The 17,023-nt window shown below is 74.6% G+C and carries 14 protein-coding genes; 8 read left to right on the forward strand and 6 right to left on the reverse strand.

Features of this window, described 5'->3' with window-relative positions; genetic code table 11:
- The first annotated feature begins 134 nt into the window (after window positions 1-134).
- Complete coding sequence (locus ACFYYN_RS21215) at window positions 135-1,208, forward strand: glycerophosphodiester phosphodiesterase family protein (protein ID WP_500547066.1); 1,074 nt, start codon at window positions 135-137, stop codon at window positions 1,206-1,208.
- Window positions 1,209-1,278: 70 nt separating this feature from the next.
- Here ACFYYN_RS21215 and ACFYYN_RS21220 read toward each other — a convergent pair whose 3' ends face one another.
- The 3 genes from ACFYYN_RS21220 to ACFYYN_RS21230 all read right to left on the reverse strand — a co-directional run bounded on the left by ACFYYN_RS21220 (window position 1,279) and on the right by ACFYYN_RS21230 (window position 5,356).
- The gene (locus ACFYYN_RS21220; protein WP_500547067.1) at window positions 1,279-2,184 is read right to left on the reverse strand and encodes a DMT family transporter; all 906 of its coding nucleotides are present in this window, start codon (window positions 2,182-2,184) and stop codon (window positions 1,279-1,281) included.
- A 177-nt stretch (window positions 2,185-2,361) separates the two neighbouring features.
- Window positions 2,362-3,558, reverse strand: coding sequence for a MarP family serine protease (locus ACFYYN_RS21225; RefSeq protein ID WP_500547068.1), 1,197 nt, complete (start codon window positions 3,556-3,558; stop codon window positions 2,362-2,364).
- A 274-nt stretch (window positions 3,559-3,832) separates the two neighbouring features.
- A complete protein-coding gene (locus ACFYYN_RS21230) occupies window positions 3,833-5,356 on the reverse strand; it encodes an MFS transporter (RefSeq protein WP_500547069.1) in 1,524 nt (507 codons plus the stop codon).
- 186 nt (window positions 5,357-5,542) lie between these two features.
- Here ACFYYN_RS21230 and ACFYYN_RS21235 point away from each other — a divergent pair, with 186 nt between their 5' ends.
- Both ACFYYN_RS21235 and ACFYYN_RS21240 read left to right on the forward strand, forming a co-directional pair.
- On the forward strand, window positions 5,543-5,812 hold the full coding sequence (locus ACFYYN_RS21235) for a DUF2630 family protein (protein ID WP_500547070.1): 270 nt from the start codon (window positions 5,543-5,545) through the stop codon (window positions 5,810-5,812).
- A complete protein-coding gene (locus ACFYYN_RS21240; protein WP_500328960.1) occupies window positions 5,809-6,117 on the forward strand; it encodes a GNAT family N-acetyltransferase in 309 nt (102 codons plus the stop codon). The genes ACFYYN_RS21235 and ACFYYN_RS21240 overlap by 4 nt, the downstream gene beginning before the upstream one ends.
- Before the next feature lie 94 nt (window positions 6,118-6,211).
- On the opposite strand, the gene ACFYYN_RS21245 is transcribed toward ACFYYN_RS21240, so the two are convergent.
- On the reverse strand, window positions 6,212-6,853 hold the full coding sequence (locus ACFYYN_RS21245; RefSeq protein WP_500547071.1) for a TetR/AcrR family transcriptional regulator: 642 nt from the start codon (window positions 6,851-6,853) through the stop codon (window positions 6,212-6,214).
- A gap of 133 nt (window positions 6,854-6,986) precedes the next feature.
- Entirely contained in the window at window positions 6,987-7,427 is a 441-nt protein-coding gene (locus tag ACFYYN_RS21250; protein WP_499512309.1) for an OsmC family protein, read from the reverse strand.
- Between the two features lie 229 nt (window positions 7,428-7,656).
- On the opposite strand from ACFYYN_RS21250, the gene ACFYYN_RS21255 reads away from it, so the two are divergent.
- The 4 genes from ACFYYN_RS21255 to ACFYYN_RS21270 all read left to right on the forward strand — a co-directional run bounded on the left by ACFYYN_RS21255 (window position 7,657) and on the right by ACFYYN_RS21270 (window position 13,737).
- Entirely contained in the window at window positions 7,657-10,200 is a 2,544-nt protein-coding gene (locus ACFYYN_RS21255; RefSeq protein ID WP_500547072.1) for a SpoIIE family protein phosphatase, read from the forward strand.
- 258 nt (window positions 10,201-10,458) lie between these two features.
- Complete coding sequence (locus tag ACFYYN_RS21260) at window positions 10,459-11,937, forward strand: dihydrolipoyl dehydrogenase family protein (RefSeq protein WP_500547073.1); 1,479 nt, start codon at window positions 10,459-10,461, stop codon at window positions 11,935-11,937.
- Window positions 11,938-12,013: 76 nt separating this feature from the next.
- Window positions 12,014-12,967, forward strand: a complete 954-nt coding sequence (locus ACFYYN_RS21265; RefSeq protein ID WP_500357755.1) for a hypothetical protein — start codon at window positions 12,014-12,016, stop codon at window positions 12,965-12,967.
- On the forward strand, window positions 12,964-13,737 hold the full coding sequence (locus ACFYYN_RS21270) for a peptidoglycan-binding domain-containing protein (RefSeq protein WP_500547074.1): 774 nt from the start codon (window positions 12,964-12,966) through the stop codon (window positions 13,735-13,737). Before ACFYYN_RS21265 ends, ACFYYN_RS21270 begins: the two co-directional genes overlap by 4 nt.
- Here ACFYYN_RS21270 and ACFYYN_RS21275 read toward each other — a convergent pair.
- On the reverse strand, window positions 13,686-15,287 hold the full coding sequence (locus ACFYYN_RS21275; RefSeq protein ID WP_500547075.1) for an IucA/IucC family protein: 1,602 nt from the start codon (window positions 15,285-15,287) through the stop codon (window positions 13,686-13,688). The genes ACFYYN_RS21270 and ACFYYN_RS21275 overlap by 52 nt on opposite strands.
- Before the next feature lie 74 nt (window positions 15,288-15,361).
- On the opposite strand from ACFYYN_RS21275, the gene ACFYYN_RS21280 reads away from it, so the two are divergent.
- Entirely contained in the window at window positions 15,362-17,023 is a 1,662-nt protein-coding gene (locus ACFYYN_RS21280) for an IucA/IucC family protein (protein ID WP_500547076.1), read from the forward strand.

The following is a 17,023-nucleotide window of genomic DNA, read 5'->3' on the forward strand; positions in this document are numbered from 1 at the left end:
TCCGTGACCGGGCCACGCCCGGGGGACGATCGTTCCCCGGGCGTTCACCATGCCCTCACGCGCGGGCTTCGTACGCGCTCGACCTGCGGCTTAGCGTCACCAGGTCCTGTTCGTCCGATGTAGACGAGGTGTAAATGTCCCTCCGGCACGCAATCGCAGCCCTGGCCGTCGTCCCCGCGCTCGTGGTCCCCACCGCCGCCCAGGCGGCCACGGCCCACCACGACCACGGCCACTCCCCCAAGGCCTCGTTCGACCTGCAGGCCCACCGCGGTGGCATCGGCATGACCACCGAGGAGTCCCTGGAGGGCTTCGGCAAGGCCCTGCGCCTCGGGGTGAGCACCCTGGAGCTGGACACCCACGTCACCAAGGACCAGAAGGTCGTCGTCAACCACGACCGCCAGATCAGCGCCCAGAAGTGCAAGGACACCGGCCCCGTGACGGCGGGCGACCCGATGTACCCGTACGTCGGCAAGTACATCAAGGACCTGACGCTGGCCCAGATCAAGACGATGGACTGCGGCTACCAGCAGCTGCCCGGCTTCCCCGAGCAGGAGCAGATCAAGGGCCACCGCATGGTGGAGCTCAAGGACGTCCTGGGCCTGGTCAAGAGCTACAAGGCCAAGAAGGTCAAGCTCAACATCGAGACCAAGGTGGAGGCCGGCGCCCCCGAGCAGACCGCGCCGCGCGAGCTGTTCGTGCGCCGGGTCTTCGAGGAGATCCACCGCTCGGGCATCGAGAAGCAGGTCACCATCCAGTCCTTCGACTGGGGCGCCCTGAACGAGATGCACAAGCTCGCGCCGAAGTACCCGCTGGTGGCGCTCACCAACTACGACTTCCTCCAGGTCGGCAAGCCCGGCGCCTCCCCGTGGCTCGGCGGCATCGACGCCGACGACTACGACGGCGACTTCGTCAAGGCCGCCGCCGCCATACCGGGCGTCAAGGCGCTCTCCCCGGTCTACGGCATGCCGCAGAACGGCACCATCGCCGACCCGAACTTCACGTTCTACGTCACCGGGAAGATGGTGGACGACGCCCACGAGCGCGGCCTGAAGGTCATCCCGTGGACCTGTGACGACAACCCGACCATCGAGGCCCTGATGGACATGGGCATCGACGGCATCATCACCGACTACCCCAACCACGTACGGCAGATCATGGCCGACCGCGGCATGCGCCTGCCCAAGGCGTACCCCGCCCCGCGCCACTGACGAGCGGCGCCCCGCACGCGGACGCCCCCCCGGGACCGGCTGCCGGTTCCGGGGGGCGTCCGCGTGCGGTTCACATGGTCGAGGCGGCGGGTTCCCCGGCCGGGCTGGCCAGGTGCTCCTCGGGGTGGACGCACTTGTACAGGCACTGGGTGCGGGACATCGCGAAGACGCCGTAACTGAGGACCGCGAACCCCGCCAGCGCGGGCAGCAGCCAGAAGCCGGTGCGCGGCTGCTCGCCGTAGAGCGTGACCCCCAGGCAGAAGCCGACGACGGCGTCGCCGAGCGTCAGGGCGGGCTGGGAGGCGATCAGCGGTCCCCCCTGCATCGCGGTCCCCAGCAGGAACAACGAGAACCCGCCGGCCGCGGCGAAGGCGTAGGTCTGCCAGGACAGCAGCCAGGCCGCGATCCCCTGGTGCTCCAGGACGTCCATGGACGACTTGATCAGCGCGGCCGTGAGGGCGTTGCCGACCGCCGCCGCCCCACCGAGGCAGGCGGCGCGCATCAGGCCGGTGGGCCGCCGCAGCCCGGCGAGCACCAGCACGGCGCCGAGCCCGCCGACGATCAGCAGCGTCGGCACCCACCAGATGCCCGGCACCTGGTCCCGCCCACCGCTGGGCGCCATCGAGAAGAGGAACAGCGCCAGGCCCCCGGCGATGCACGCCACACTGGCCCACGCCTTGTGGGACAGCTCCACGTGGAAGACCATGCCGCCGATCACCAGGGCCAGCGGCAGTTCCAGGATGAACACCGGCTGGACCGCGGCGAGCGAACCGGTGCCCAGCGCCAGGGCCTGGAAGATCGCGGCGAGGATGACGCCGAGGATGCCGGCGAGCCAGACCGGGGTGCGCAGCAGGTCCTTCATCAGGCCCAGGCGCAGCGACTTCGAGGCGGGGACGGTGAGCACCGCGCGCCGCTGCAGGACCGTCCCGAAGGCGTTGCTGCAGGCCGCGAGGACGGCGAAGAGGATGGAGATCATGACAACGGCACCACTCCCGCGTGCTCGGCCGCGGTCGTCCTCGTCCGGCTCGGCGCCGGACGACGCTCGATGGTTTCTATGTCTTCGATGGGTTCGTCCGGTTTTCCGCGTAAAGGGAAAGTCTAACGTCGAACGTATGCGGAGGCCCGCCGCGGTCCGGCGGTCACCGCGCGGCCGTCACAGCGCGGCCCGGTCGCCGGTGTCCACCGGCTCCGTGGCGCGCGCCCCGCGCAGCGCGTCGGAGCGCACCTCGTCGGCGGTCAGCACGTAGCCCGTCGTGGAGTCGGCGGTGGAGCGGGCGAAGACCACCCCGTAGACACGTCCGGAGGTGTCCAGCAGCGGGCCGCCGGAGTTGCCGGGGCGCACCACGGACCGGACCTGGTAGATGTCGCGGGTGACCGTTCCGTCGCCGTAGATGTCCTGGCCGGTGGCGCGGATGCGGCCGGCCACCGTCGCGGCGCGCAGGTCGAGGCCGCCGTCCTGCGGGTAGCCCGCCACGACCGCACCGTCACCGCTCACGGCGTCGTCGGTGAAGCTCAGCGCGGGCGCGTCCAGCCCCGGTACGTCCAGGACGGCGACGTCCTTGCCGGGGTCGAAGAGCACCACGGTGGCCCGGTAGGCCCGCCCGAGGCCGCCGACCTGCACCGCGGGTTCGTCCACCCCGGCCACCACGTGGGCGTTGGTCATGACGTGCTCGTCGGCGAAGACGAAACCGGTGCCCTCCTGGCCCTGACGGCGGCCGTCCACGAACGCGACGCCCTCGATCTTGACGGTGCTGCGCGCGGCCGCGCCGGCCGCGGCGGTGGTGACGTTGTCCCCGGAGGGCGCGGGCACCCCGTTGACGGGCTCGGACTCGAAGGGGTTGAACACCTGCGGGAACCCGGCCTCGGCCAGTGCGCTGGTCGCCCTGCTGAACCAGGTGGGTGCCTGCCGGGGCATGGTGTCCTGGACCGCGCCGAGCACCTCGGACCCGCGGATCGACTGCGCCAGCACGCTGGAGGAGGACGTCACCAGCACGCTCGCGGCCACCCAGGCGACCAGCAGCACGGCCACGGCGTTCGCCACCGCGCCGCCCACCCCGTCGAGCCAGCGCAGCGGGCCCCAGTCCAGACCCGTCCGCACCTTCCAGGCGACCCCGGAGGCGAGGGCGTGCCCGCCGGCCGCGGGCACCAGAACGGTCAGCAGCGCGACCAGCGTCGCCCGTGGCGTGCCCGACTCGACGTACTGCAGCACGTACGGCAGCACCCACACGCCGACCACCGCACCGCCGAGGAAGCCCGCGAGCGAGATGCAGCCCACGACCAGTCCGCGCCGGAAGCCGGCGACGGCGTAGGCGACGGTCAGCACCAGCAGCAGGAGGTCGAGCAGGTTCAACCGAGGGGCCTTTCGACGAAACCCTGTGGACCAGTGAAAACGCACATTAACTGACCATAGGTTCCCTTTTGCGGTGCACCGCACGCAGATTCCGTCACATCTGCCCCGGGCTCCCCGGATCACCGTGGAATCGCATGGGAAAGGCCCGGCACGGCTTCCGTGTGCAACCACGGACGCCGGCACCGGGCCCTCCGTCGCACCGCACCCCGTCCCCACGGGTCGGCGCGTGCGGGACCTTCCCACCGCTCAGGGGCGGCCCCGCAGCTCATTCCCCCTACATGTGGACGACCGGGGCGGCCTCAGCATTCCCGTCCTGAGCAGGAATTCCACGCCGGTAGAGCAGGAAGCTGATCACCAGGCCGGCCGCGAAGAAGGCCGCGGCCCACCAGTAGGCCGTCGCGTAGCCCTCCAGCGCGGCCTGCGCCTTCACCAGCGGATCGGTGCGGTGGGCCAGGGCGTAGTCGGTGGCGGCACCGGTGGCCAGGGTGTTCAGCAGCGCGGTGCCGATCGAGCCGCCGACCTGCTGCATGGCGTTGACGGCGGCGGAGGCGACGCCCGCGTCCTCGGCGCCGACACCGGTGGTGGCCAGGTTCATCGCGGGCGGGAAGATCAGGCCCATGCCCAGGCCGATCACCAGCAGCGGCGGCAGCACGTCGGCCGCGTAGCCGCTGTCCAGGCCGAGCCCGGTCAGCCAGGCCAGGCCCGCCGCCGCGAGGCCGAAACCGGCCGGCACCACGGGCTTCGGACCCACCCGGGGCACCAGCACGGTGGTGGCGACCTGGGCGCCGACCATCAGGGCGCCGACCAGCGGGAGGAAGGCCAGGCCCGTCCTGACCGAGGAGTAGCCGAGGGTGAGCCGCAGGTAGTAGGTGAGGAAGAGGAAGACCGCGAACATGCCGGCGCTGGAGACCAGCGAGGCGGCGAAGGAGGCGCCCCGGTTGCGGTCCAGCAGCACGCGCAGCGGCAGCAGCGGGTGCCGCGCCCGGGTCTGCCACCAGGCGAAGGCGGCCAGCAGCAGCGCGCCCGCGGCCAGGTAGCCCCACACCTGCGGCGAGCTCCAGTCGTGGCTCTCGGCGTTGGAGAAGCCGAAGACGACGGCGAACAGCCCGGCGGAGACCAGCACGGTGCCGGGCAGGTCGATCGTCGCGCCGGGACGGCGGCTCGCCCTTCGCAGCAGGGCCGCGCCGCCGAGGAAGGCGACCAGCGCGAAGGCCAGGTTGACGTAGAGGGTCCAGCGCCAGTTCAGGTACTCGGTCAGCACCCCGCCGAGCAGCAGGCCGACGGCCGCCCCGGAGCCGGCGATGGCGCCGTAGATGCCGAAGGCGCGGGCGCGTTCCCTGGCGTCGGTGAAGGTCGTGGTGAGCAGCGAGAGCGCGGCGGGTGCGAGGAGCGCCCCGAAGACTCCCTGCAGGGCCCGGGCGGTCACCAGCATCTCGAAGCTGCCGGCAGCGCCACCGAGCGCGGAGGCCCCGGCGAAGCCCGCGACGCCGACGAGGAAGGCGGTCTTGCGGCCGAAGAGGTCCGCGATCCGGCCGCCGAGCAGCAGCAGGCTGCCGAAGGCGAGGGCGTAGGCGGTGACGATCCACTGCCGGTTGCCGTCGGTGAAGCCCAGGTCGGCCTGGGCGGAGGGGAGGGCGATGTTCACGATGGTCGCGTCGAGCACGACCATCAGCTGGGCGATGCCGATGACGGCGAGGACCCACCAGCGCTGCGCCGCCGGGGCGTCGGGCGCCTTCGTCTCGCCCCCCGCGGGGGGTGCGCCGGTGCCGGCCTTCGGGTCGGCGGTGCTCTGGGACATGCGGGACGCGCTCCAGTCGGTCACGGGGAGGGCAGGGAGGGGTCGGGACGCCGGGAACCCGACGAGATACGAAACCGTTTCGTACACGTCGAGACTAGGGCCCGCCTTATCGAAACGCAAGTGTTTCGATCGCAGGGGCGCAACCGGCTGCCTAGAGTAGGAGCCGAGGACCGAGGAGGTGCGGCCGTGGCCGAGCAGCACGCGGGAGATCGCCCCGAGAGGGCGATCCTGGAACGGATCAGCGCGATGGTCTCCGACGAGCGGACCCTGCGCGAGCTCCTCAGCGAGGGGCGGGTGGACAGCGGGACCGAGCAGGCCCGGCTCGACGAGCTGGAGCGCGAGCTCGACCAGTGCTGGGACCTGCTCCGCCAGCGCCGCGCCAAGGCCGAGGCCGGCGGGGACCCTGGCGAGGCGAAGGTGCGCCCCTCGCACACGGTGGAGGGCTACCAGTCGTGAAGAGCGACGCACAGGTGACGGACACCCCGGGCGCGCGACGCTACGAGGCGCACGTCGGCGGCAGGCTGGCGGGCTTCGCCACGTACATCCGCACCCCCGAGATGATCGCCTTCCTGCACACCGAGGTGGACCCGGAGTTCGAGGGCCGGGGCGTGGGCTCCGCGCTTGCCCGCCACGCGCTGGACGAGGCGCGGGAGCACGGCCAGAGCGTGCTGGCGGCCTGCCCGTTCATCGCGGGCTGGATCGCGCACCACCCCGAGTACGAGGACCTGGAGTACCGGCCGCGCAGCACGGTCAGCGACTAGGCCCGTCGTCAAAGCAGTGCCGGCCGCCCGGAGGGCGGGCCCCGCGGGGTCTGGTGCGGTCCATCGCACGGCGGAGAGGCGTCCTCGTCGTGGGCTACTCGGACGATCCGCCAACGCAACGAGGCGCCGTGCCGTGACCGGGTCCGATGCCGAGCGCCGGCAGCACCACCGCGTCGATGTAGCGGTGCATGAAGGCGGCGTCGACCTCCACGTCCTCCAGCAGGCGGCGGGTGATCACGGCGCCGAGCATCATGTGCGGCATGAACTCGGCCGCGGGGACGGCGGCGTCGATCTCCCCCCGGTCGGCGGCCCGCCCCAGCAGCTGCCGCACCCCGGTGAGCTCGGGCTCGATCAGGTGCTGGCGCATCGCCTCGGCGAGGTCGGGGTTGGTGGCGGAGGCGTGGGCCAGGCCCCGGATCAGCGGGGTGTCCACGTCCGAGCCGTCGCCGATGCGGTCGGCGAGCTCGTGCAGGTCACCGGGGAGCGAACCGGTGTCCACGTTCTCCACGTGCACCGGCTTGGTGCACCTGAGCGCGGTCACGACCAGCTCCGGCTTGCTCTTCCACTGCCGGTAGAGGGTGGCCTTGCTGGACCGGGTGCGGGTGGCGACCGCGTCCATCGTCAGCGCGTCGTACCCGACCTCGCGCAGCAGGTCGATCACCGCGCCGTACAGCTCCTGCTCCCGCTCGGGCGTCAGCCGGGTGCGGCGCGCCGGTGCGCTCGCGTCGGTCGTCATGTTCCGCGCTCCGTCTCTCGTCCCCTGCGAAACGGTTTCGTATCCCAACGACAATATGGCACCGCCCACCGAAACCGAAACGTTTCGATGGGCAGTGCACACGGTCCGGCTCACGCGCCGGCGCCGCGCGGCGTCAGGCCAGCGAGGCCGTGAGCGTGATCTCCGTGCCCGCGAGCGCCTTGCTCACCGGGCAGTTCGCCTTGGCGTCCTCGGCCGCCTTGACGAACTCCGCCTCGTCGATCCCGGGCACCTCGCCCTCGACGGTCAGGTGGATGCCGGTGATCCCGGTGCCCGGCTTGAAGGTGACGTCGGCCTGCGTGCGCAGCCGGGTCGGCGGGGTGCCCGCCTTGCCCAGGCCGGCCGACAGGGCCATCGAGAAGCAGCTGGAGTGGGCGGCGGCGATGAGCTCCTCGGGGCTGGTCTTCCCGCCCGGCTCCTGGGAACGGGCGACCCAGGTCACCGGGTACTCCCCGATGCCGGAGGAGTCGAGGGTCACGACCCCGCTGCCCTCCGTCAGACTGCCGTCCCAGACGGTGTGCGCGACCCGCGTGGTGGAGTGCGGCGTGGTGGACATGGTGGATCCTCCCAAGTACGGCGTACGGCTGCGGCGGGTCCAAGTCTTCACCACCGCGCGCCGCTTCGCGAAGCGATCTCCCCCGCCGTGACGGTCGTGTTGCCCCCTGTCAAACGGGCCGTCACCCACAAGGGTGGCTGTACGCAGGGATTTCACCGACCCGCCCCCCGTCGCCGTGCCGCCGCCCTACGTTCGGGACCTGGGACGCGGACGTCAAGGAGTGAGCCTGGTGGTCGAATCCGTGCGGGTACCCATCCTCGCTTCGTGGGAACGCTGTCAGACCGCCGGCCTCGACCCCGAACGGCTCGAGGTCCCGTACACCGACGACGTCGACCCCACCGGGGCACTGGTCCGGGCCGCCGGTCCGGTCCTCGACCGGCTCGCCGGCACGCTCTCCGGCACCCGTACCGCCGTCCTGCTCACCGACGACCGGGGGCTGGTGATCGACCGCCGGGCCGCCGAGCCGCCGCTGCTGCCCGCCCTTGACCGGGTCCGGCTCGCCCCGGGCTTCAGCTACCACGAACTCGACGCCGGGACCAACGGCATCGGCACCGCCCTGGCCGCCCGGCACCCCGTCCGCGTCTCCGGCGAGGAGCACTTCTCCGCCGCCCTGCGCGGCTTCACCTGCTTCGGCGTGCCCGTCCGCCACCCCCTCAGCGGCCGGGTGGAGGGCGTGCTCGACCTCACCAGCCTGTACGGCGACGCGCACCCCCTCATGGCCGAACTCGCCCGCGGCTGCGCCCTCGCCATCGAGCAGCGGCTCCTGGAGGAGTGCGGGGAACGCGAACGCGCCCTGCTGCAGGGCTACCTGACCGCCGAGCACCGCGGCGCCGCGGCCGCCCCCCTGCGGCTCGACGGCGTGGGGCACATCCCCGGCGTCGGCCCGCCGGCCGGGCTCACCGACGGGGACGAGTCGGTGCTCGCCGAGACCGCGGCCGGGCTGATCGCCGCCGGACGGCGGGAGGCGCTCGAACTCCCCCTCTCCCACGGCCGCACGGCCCATCTGCTGTGCCGGCCCCTCGCGGGCGGCGCCGTCGTGGAGGTCAGCGTGCCCGGGGACGCCGGCACGCGCGGCAACGCCCCGGGCGGGGCCACGAGCCGCCCGCTGCTGGTCGGCGAGCCGGGGGTCGGCCGCCTGGCCGTCGCCGCGCGCCGCCGCCTGGAACTGCTCAGCGACGCCGCCCTGCGGATCGGCACCACCCTCGACGTCGCCCGCACCGCCCGCGAGATCGTCGAGGCCGCCGTGCCCCGGTTCGCCGACCACGCGACCGTCGACCTGTACTGCCCCGTCCTGGACGGCACGGCCCCCGGTGCCCCCGGTGCCCCCGGTGCCCCCGGGGCGGAGCTGCGCCGGGTGGCGACGGACGGCGCGGCCCGCGGCCACGGCCCGTACGCCAGGGGCGAACCGATTCGCCTCGCCCCGGACAGCCCCCAGGCCAGAGCGCTGTACGGCGGCTCCGCGGTCCGCGACACCGCCCCGGGCCCCGACGGCGAGGCGAGCGCCGTCCTCGCCGTCCCCCTGCGCGCCCGCGACACCCTGCTGGGCGTCGCCACCTTCCAACGCGCCGCGCGGACGGAACCGTTCGCCGAGGACGACCTCACCCTCGCCCGCGACCTCGCCGCCCGCGCCGCCGTCTGCATCGACAACGCGCGGCTCTTCACCCGCGAGCACCACCTCGCCCTCGAACTCCAGCGCAGCCTGCTCCCCCACGGCGTACCGGAGCAGCACGCCGTGGACGTCGCCCACCGCTACCTCCCCGCGGCGCGCGGCCGGGTCGGCGGCGACTGGTTCGACGTCATCCCGCTCTCCGGCGCGCGGGTGGCCCTGGTCGTCGGTGACGTCGTCGGGCACGGGATCCACGCCGCCGCCGCCATGGGCCGGCTGCGCACCGCCGTGCACAACTTCTCCGCCCTCGACCTGCCCCCGGACGAGCTGCTGGGCCGCCTGGACGACCTCGTCGTCCGCCTCGACGACGAGAGCGGCGCCGGTCCCGGCCTCGCCGGCGCGACCTGCCTCTACGCGGTCTACGACCCGGTCGCACGGCGCTGCCAGCTGGCCCGGGCCGGCCATCCGCCGCCCGCGCTGCTCGCCCCGGACGGCGAGGTGCGCTTCCCCGACCTGCCCGCCGGGCCGCCCCTGGGCCTGGGCGGACTCCCCTTCGAGTCCGCCGAGTTCGCGGTCCCCGAGGGCAGCGGCCTCGTCCTGTACACCGACGGCCTCATCGAGGGCCGCCACCTCGACCCGGACACCGGGATGCGCCGGCTCGGCCGCGCCCTCACCGCCGTCCCGCGGGGCTGCCCGCCGGAGGAGGTCTGCGCGGCGCTCGAGGCCGCGCTGCGCCCCGCCCCCTCCGCCGACGACGTCGTCCTGCTCGTCGCCCGCACCCGGTCCCTGGACGAGCGTCAGGTCGCCTGCTGGGACGTGCCCGACGACCCCGCGGCCGTCTCCGCGCTCCGCTCCGCGATCACCCGCCGGCTGCGCGCCTGGGGCCTCGACGAGCTCACCTTCACCACCGAGCTGATCGCCAGCGAGCTGATCACCAACGCCATCCGCCACGGCGCCGGCCCCGTGCAGGCCAGGCTGCTGCGCGACCGGGCGCTGGTCTTCGAGGTCGCCGACGCCAGCGGCACCTCCCCCCGGCTCCGCCGCGCGGCCACCACCGACGAGGGCGGCCGCGGGATCTTCCTCGTCGCCCAGCTCTGCCGGCGCTGGGGCACCCGCTACACCGAACGGGGCAAGGTCATCTGGACGGAGCAGCAACTGCCCGCCTGAAGCGGCCCCGACCGGCGGCCGCGGACGCCGGCACCCTCGGGCGCCGCCTGCGGCCTCGCCCTGATGGCCCACCAGTCGCGCGGGGTCCCGCTCCCCATGCGCCCCGGGCGATGTCCACGAAGCGCGCTCCCGGCGCCGCCGCCCGTCCCGCCCCTGGGGCCGGTCACCACGGCGGGGACGCCCCTCGCCGTACGGGTGAAGCGGCGGGACACGCTGGTTCCGGCTGTGCGCGGACGCGGTGTTGCCTACGGTGGGACCATGACCACGGCGGCAGACAGCAGCACGAACGCGAGCACGGACACCTACGACGTCATCGTCATCGGCGCGGGCCCCACCGGGGAGAACCTCGCCGACCGCACCAGGCAGGCCGGACTGACCACCGTGGTGGTCGAGGCGGAACTGGTCGGCGGCGAGTGCTCCTACTGGGCGTGCATCCCCAGCAAGGCGCTGCTGCGCCCGCAGGCCGCCCTGGACGCGGCGCGGGCGGTCGCGGGGGCACGGGAGGCGGCCGGCGGGCGGCTCGACGCCGCCGCGGTGCTGGCCCGGCGCGACTGGTGGACGGGGAACTGGAAGGACGACGGGGCGGTGGGCTGGCTGGACTCGGCCGGCATCGACCTCGTCCGGGGGCGCGGCCGGCTCGACGGCCCGCGCCGGGTCGTGGTCGACACCCCGGAAGGCGGCGAGCGCGTCCTGGTCGCCCGGCACGCCGTGGCGGTCTGCACCGGTACCCGCGCGCAACTGCCCGACCTGCCCGGCATCGCCGACGACCACGTGTGGACCAGCCGCGACGCCACCAGTTCCCCCGAGGTGCCGGGGCGGCTCGTGGTGGTCGGCGGAGGCGTCGTCTGCGTCGAGATGGCGACCGCCTGGCGGTCGCTCGGCTCCGAGGTGACCGTGCTGGTCCGCGGCTCCGGGCTGCTGCCCCGCTGGGAGCCGTTCGTGGGCGAGCTCGTCGCGGACGGGATGCGCGCCGCCGGGGTGGACATCCGCACCGGTGTGTCGGTCACCGAACTGCGGAGGGCGTCGGAGTCCGGGCCGATCACCCTGGCGCTCTCGGACGGGTCGGAACTCGTCACCGACGAGGTCCTGTTCGCCACCGGCCGCGTCCCGCACACCGACGCCCTGGGCCTGGAGACGGTCGGCCTGACCCCCGGGTCGTGGCTGGACGTCGACGACACCTGCCTGGTCAAGGACGTCGAGGGCGGCTGGCTGTACTGCGCGGGCGACACCAACCACCGCGCCCTCCTCACCCACCAGGGCAAGTACCAGGGCCGTATCGCCGGCGCCGCCATCGCCGCCCGCGCCAAGGGGGAACCCCTGGACACCGCCCCCTGGGGCCGGCACGCGGCCACCGCCGACAACGTCGCCGTCCCCCAGGTCGTCTTCACCGAACCCGAGGCCGCCGCCGTCGGCATCACCGCCGAGCAGGCCGAGCGGGAGGGCCGCCGCGTCAAGGTCGTGGACTACGACATCGGCAACGTCTCCGGAGCCGGGCTGTACGCCGACGGGTACAAGGGCAAGGCGCGTGCCGTCGTCGACCTGGACCGGGGTCACCTCGTCGGCGTCACCTTCGTCGGCCCGTCGGTCGGCGAACTGCTGCACTCCGCCACCATCGCCGTCGCCGGCGAGGTGCCGCTGGAACGGCTGTGGCACGCCGTACCGGCCTTCCCCACGATGAGCGAGGTGTGGCTGCGGCTGCTGGAGACCTACCGGGACGCGCCGGACGGCGAAGGCTGACGGAGACGGCGGCCCCGGGCGCCTGCCGATAGGATCGCGCCCTGCTCGTCGAGTCCAGGTCGAGGGGACAGCTGAGGTGGGGATTTTCCGGCGCGGGCCGAAGCGTGACCAGCGGGACGCACCCCGCGACCCCGAGTACGCCTTCTTCTCGGTGGACGAGGGCGCGCGCTTCCGCGCGATCGTGCGCGAGTCGTTCGCCGAACTCGGGCTGGAGGTCACGGTCTTCGCGGACATGGTGACCGACGACTCCGGCCGTCGCTTCGGGCTCGGCAACCTCGCCGCGCTGTGCCACAACGACCGGCGCGGCCCGCGCGTGTGGCCGCTGCTGGCGCGGGAGCACATCGGTGCGGTGCTGCGCACCCTCGACGGGCCCTCGCCGCTGGAGACCCTGCCCGCCGAGGAGATCCGCGAACGGCTCTACCCGCGTCTGGTCACCCCCGAGGCGATCGACCCGGAGACCTTCCGCTACGCCCGGATCGCCGCGCCCGGGCTGCTGGAGGTGCTCGCCCTGGACCTCCCGGAGAGCGTGATGACGCTCGCCGACCACGCCCTGGTCCCGCTCGGCGACGCCCGTGAGCTGCGCGGCCGCGCCCTGCTCAACCTGCGCGACCTGCCGGTGGAACGGCACGAGGTGGTCCGGCACGCCGACGTGCGCTTCGACGTCCTCGTCGGGGACTCCTTCTTCACCGCCGCCCGGGTGCTGGTCCTGGACGAGCTGGTGGAACGGGTCACCGGGGAGCCGCTGACCGCCGACGGGGCGCTGGTGGCCATGCCGTTCCGGCACCAGCTGGCCTTCCACGCCATCCGTGACAGCGGCGTCATCCCGGCGCTCAACGGCATGGCGGGTTTCGCGGCGGCGGGCCACGAGGACGCGGTGGGCCCCATCAGCCCGTACGTCTACTGGTGGCGGGACGGCGTGCTGACCCAGCTCAGCCGGAAGGACGGCGACGGGCTGCTGATCACCGTCGGCGAGGAGTTCCAGGACGTCCTCGAACGCCTCGTGCCCGACCAGGCGGGCGAGGAGAGATGAACGACGGCCGGCCGGGCGGGACGACCGTCAGACCGCTGATAGGCGTGGGCCCCGAGGGGCCCGCGCCCGACTACGCCGAACTGTTCCCCGACACGCCGCACGGCACGGGCGGTGGCCCCGGCGACCCGCAGGAGCCGCCGCGGGTACCGCACCCGGCGGGCGGGCACCGCAGGGCGCGCGGCGGGGCGGCCCGCTCCCGGCGGCGCCTGCGGGCCGTCGTCACCGTGGCCGGGGCGGTCGCCGGCGTCGGTGTCCTGGCCCTGCTCGGGCACCTCGTCACCGGTCCGGGCGGGGCCGACCGCGCGCTGCCCGATCCGAGCACCTCGCCGCCGCGGCTCGCGCTGCCCACCCTGCCGGACTCCGACGGCACCGCGGAGCCCTCGCGCGGCGCCCCGGTCCCGTCGGCGCGCACGGGCGCGGGCGGGGCCTCCCCGTCCGCCTCCGGCTCCGGTTCCACGTCCGGCACCCTGCCACGGGCCTCCGCCACGGGCACCGCGACCGCCACCGCCCCGGGCGGCACCACCGGCACCGCGACCGCCGGTTCCGGCGCGGTGCTCAAGCCCGGTTCGCGCGGCCCCGAGGTCGTGGCGCTGCAGCAGCGGCTCACCCAGGTCCAGCTCTACGACGGTCCGGCCGACGGCAAGTACGACGGCGGCGTCAAGTACGCCGTCCAGCGGTACCAGATGGGCTACGGCGTCACGGGCGACACCTCCGGGTTCTACGGCCCCGCCACGCGGCGTTCGCTGGAGTCGGTCACCACGGCGCCCTGAGGCCGCAGCGGGTTCGGCAGCGGCAGGTAGCGGGCGGCGGCGCCGTCCGCGCCGGTCCAGCGCAGCAGCAGGTTGGTCTTCGCGGGGATGTACGGGGCGGCGAGCAGCTCCCGCACGGGCACCGGGTCCCCCTGACCGGCCGCCCACTCCACGAGGAACGCCCGGGCCCGCGCCCACAGCACCGGCGTGAGCGCCGGGTGGCGTTCGGCGACCGCGCCCGCGATCTCCAGCAGGTTGTTGGTGACGAGGCAGTAGACCAGCCGTTCCCAGCCGTGGGCGGCGTCCACGCCGGGCCCGGGCGCGTCCGGACGTGCGTGGCGGCCGAGCAGCTCGTGGTGCCGCTCCTCGACCAGCTTGACGCCCTCGTGGTCGCGGAAGAGCGCCTGGCCGGGCACGCCGTCGGCGTCCACGGCGACGAGCACGTTCTGCAGGTGGCACTCCAGCACCGCACCGTGCCGGAGGTACGCGTGCAGCACCGGCGGCACGACCTGCCGTAGATACGCCTCCCACCAGGCCAGCGCGCCGTCCGCGGTCAGGCCAGGCGCGGCGAGCGGGCTGCTCTCGTACCCCTCGGCGACGGCCGCCGCGAGCAGCGGGGTCAGCCCGGGGCGCAGGTGCTCCCCGAAGCCGTCCCGGACGAGCACGGCCAGCCCCTCGAACGCGTCCCGGCCACCCAGGTCGGCGGTCCGGTAGCCGCGGTCGGACAGGACGTCCGCCTCCGGTACCGCGCGCAGCACCTCGTCCACCGGCCCGAGCCAGCGCAGGTCGTGCCGCCACAGTCGGCGGATGTCGTTGGTGATCCGCACGTCGAGGCTGAACTTCAGGAAGAGGTCGGCGTCCGGCAGGTACACCGTCCGCAGGGACGCCGTCGGCACGGCCGGTACGGCGGTGTGCCCCAGGCGCAGCAGACGTCCGTCCCGGAACGCGGGGAGGTCGCCCAGCAGGGCCAGCTGCCAGGGGTGCGCGGGCAGGACCCGGTAGCCCTCGGGGACGTCCGGGTACAGCCGGTCGAGCACCGAGGTGTCGCCCTCACCGGCCAGCAGGTCCGCCCGGACCGCGAGCAGCGTGAGCGGGAAGCTCGTGTGCGCCTCCGGCGAGTACGGCAGCCAGCTCTCCGGCGGGCCGCCGCCGCGGGTCTTGGGGGCGGGGTGGTGGCGGTGGCCGGCCACCAGGGCCTGCTCGGAGCGCAGGTACGGATCGGCGGGCGACGGCGCGTGCTCGCGGGCCTCCAGCAGGGAGGCGAGCACGTCGCGGCTGTCGCCGATCTCGGCGGGCAGCCCGGTGCCCGCGACACCGGTGCGCGCGGTGAGCTCCGCGGCGGCGACGTCGACCAGCGCCTCCAGCGGGAGCGGCCGCCAGCCGTCCCCGGTGCGCAGCTCGGGCCCGGCGGGATGGCGCCCGGCCCGCACCCGCAGCAGCCGGCCGGTCGCGGGCAGCCGGTGGACCGGACGGCCCCCGTCCTCGCCCGCGGCCTCGGCGAGCTCGCGCAGCAGGCAGTTCAGCAGGGCCGTCGCGGAGAGCGCCTCGGCGCGGTCCCAGGCGTCACCCACGACGGCTCGTTCCCGCTGGTCGGTGCCCTGGTCGATGCACGGTCGGCCGCCTCCTCGTAGGGTAGGGACCCATCATGTACCCGCACTCGGCGGCTGCGACGCGGCGCCCCTTGGAGACGGCGTTCGCCACCGAGCTGGCGACGCTCCGCCCCGACCTGCACGACGCGTACACCGCCGCGCTCCCCGGTGCGCGCGCCGCCGTCCTCGGCCGTCTGTGGCGTGCCCTGCTCCTGGAACCCCTGCCGGGCATCGCCTCGCGCGGCCCGGACCGCGTGCTGTTCCTCGACGGCCGGGTGCTCACCGGGCCGCGGCGGCTGCCGCACGACCTGGGGTCGCCGGACGAGCCCGCCCTGCCCCTGCTGCTGGACGGCCGGTCCCACGACCACCCGGCCGCCCTGGTGGAGGCCCTCGGGCTGCCGGGATCGGGCCTGCTGCGCGACGAACTCGACGACAGCGTCGCCTCGTTGGCCCTGTCCCGGGCGGGCGCCGCGGGCCTGGCGGGCCACGGCGGCCGGCCGCCGACCCTCGCCTCCTTCGAGCAGGGCGTCGTCGACGGCCATCCCTACCACCCGTGCTGCCGCAGCCGTCCCGGCTTCTCCGTGGCCGAGCAACTGGCCTACGGGCCCGAGCACCGGCCCGTCGTCGCCCTCGACCTCGTCGCCGTCCCGGCCGCCCGCTCCCTGGTCACGGGCGTCTGGCCGGACCGGTTCCGCGACGGCGACCGGGTCCTGCTGCCCGTCCACCCCTGGCAGACCCGGCACATCCTGCCCGCCCTGGGGCTGCGCCCGTACGCCGAGGCCGCGGTCCCCACCCGGCCGCTGATGTCGGTGCGCACCCTCGCCCCGCTCGACGGCGGGCCGCATCTGAAGACGGCGCTGAGCATGCGGATGACCTCGGCCGTCCGCGACATCTCGGCCCGCTCGGTGACCGACAGCGAGCCGCTGTCCGCGCTGCTGGACGAGCTGACCCTGCGGCTCGGCGGCGGCACGCTGCGCGTCACCCGCAACCTCGCGGCGGTCGCCGCCGTCGTCGGCGGTGAGGCCAGCCCCGACCTCGCGGCGCTGCTGCGGGAGTCCCCGTCCGGTTTCGCCGACCCGGCGGCCGGGCAGAGCGTGCTGCCCGTCGCCGCGCTCACCGGGCGGCCCGCCGACGGCGGGCCGCCCCTGCTCCGCTCACTGCTCACGGCCGCGGGACCGGGCGCCCCGCACGACGGCACCGCCTGGCTCACCGCCTTCGCCCGGCTCGCGCTGCCGGCCATGCTGCGGCTGCTGTCCCAGGGCGTCGCCCTGGAGGCGCACGGGCAGAACCTCCTGGTCGTCCTCGACCGGCACGCCCGCCCGCTGCGGCTGGTCTACCGCGACCTGGCCGACGTCCGGATCAGCCCGGCCCGCCTCGCCCGGCACGGCATCACCGTGCCCCCGCTCGGCCGGGGCCTGAGCGACGACCCCGCGGTCCTGCACGCCAAGCTCTACGGCTCCCTGGTCGCCACCACGTTCGGCAGCCTCGTCTCCGCGCTCGGCGAGGCCCATCGCCCCACCGAGGCACGGCTGTGGGCCGCGGTGCGCACCGAGGCCGCCCGTGCCTTCGACGCCCTTCCCGCCACGGCGGACACCCGCACCGACCGCGCGGCCCTGCTCGCCGCCCCCGAACTCCCCGTCAAGGCGCTCACCTTGATGCGGCTGGAGACCTCCGCGAGCGGCGACCACTGGACCGGCCTGCCCAACCCCCTGCGCTGA

The organism is Streptomyces sp. NPDC001902 (genome assembly GCF_042891295.1).
Lineage (GTDB): Bacteria > Actinomycetota > Actinomycetes > Streptomycetales > Streptomycetaceae > Actinacidiphila.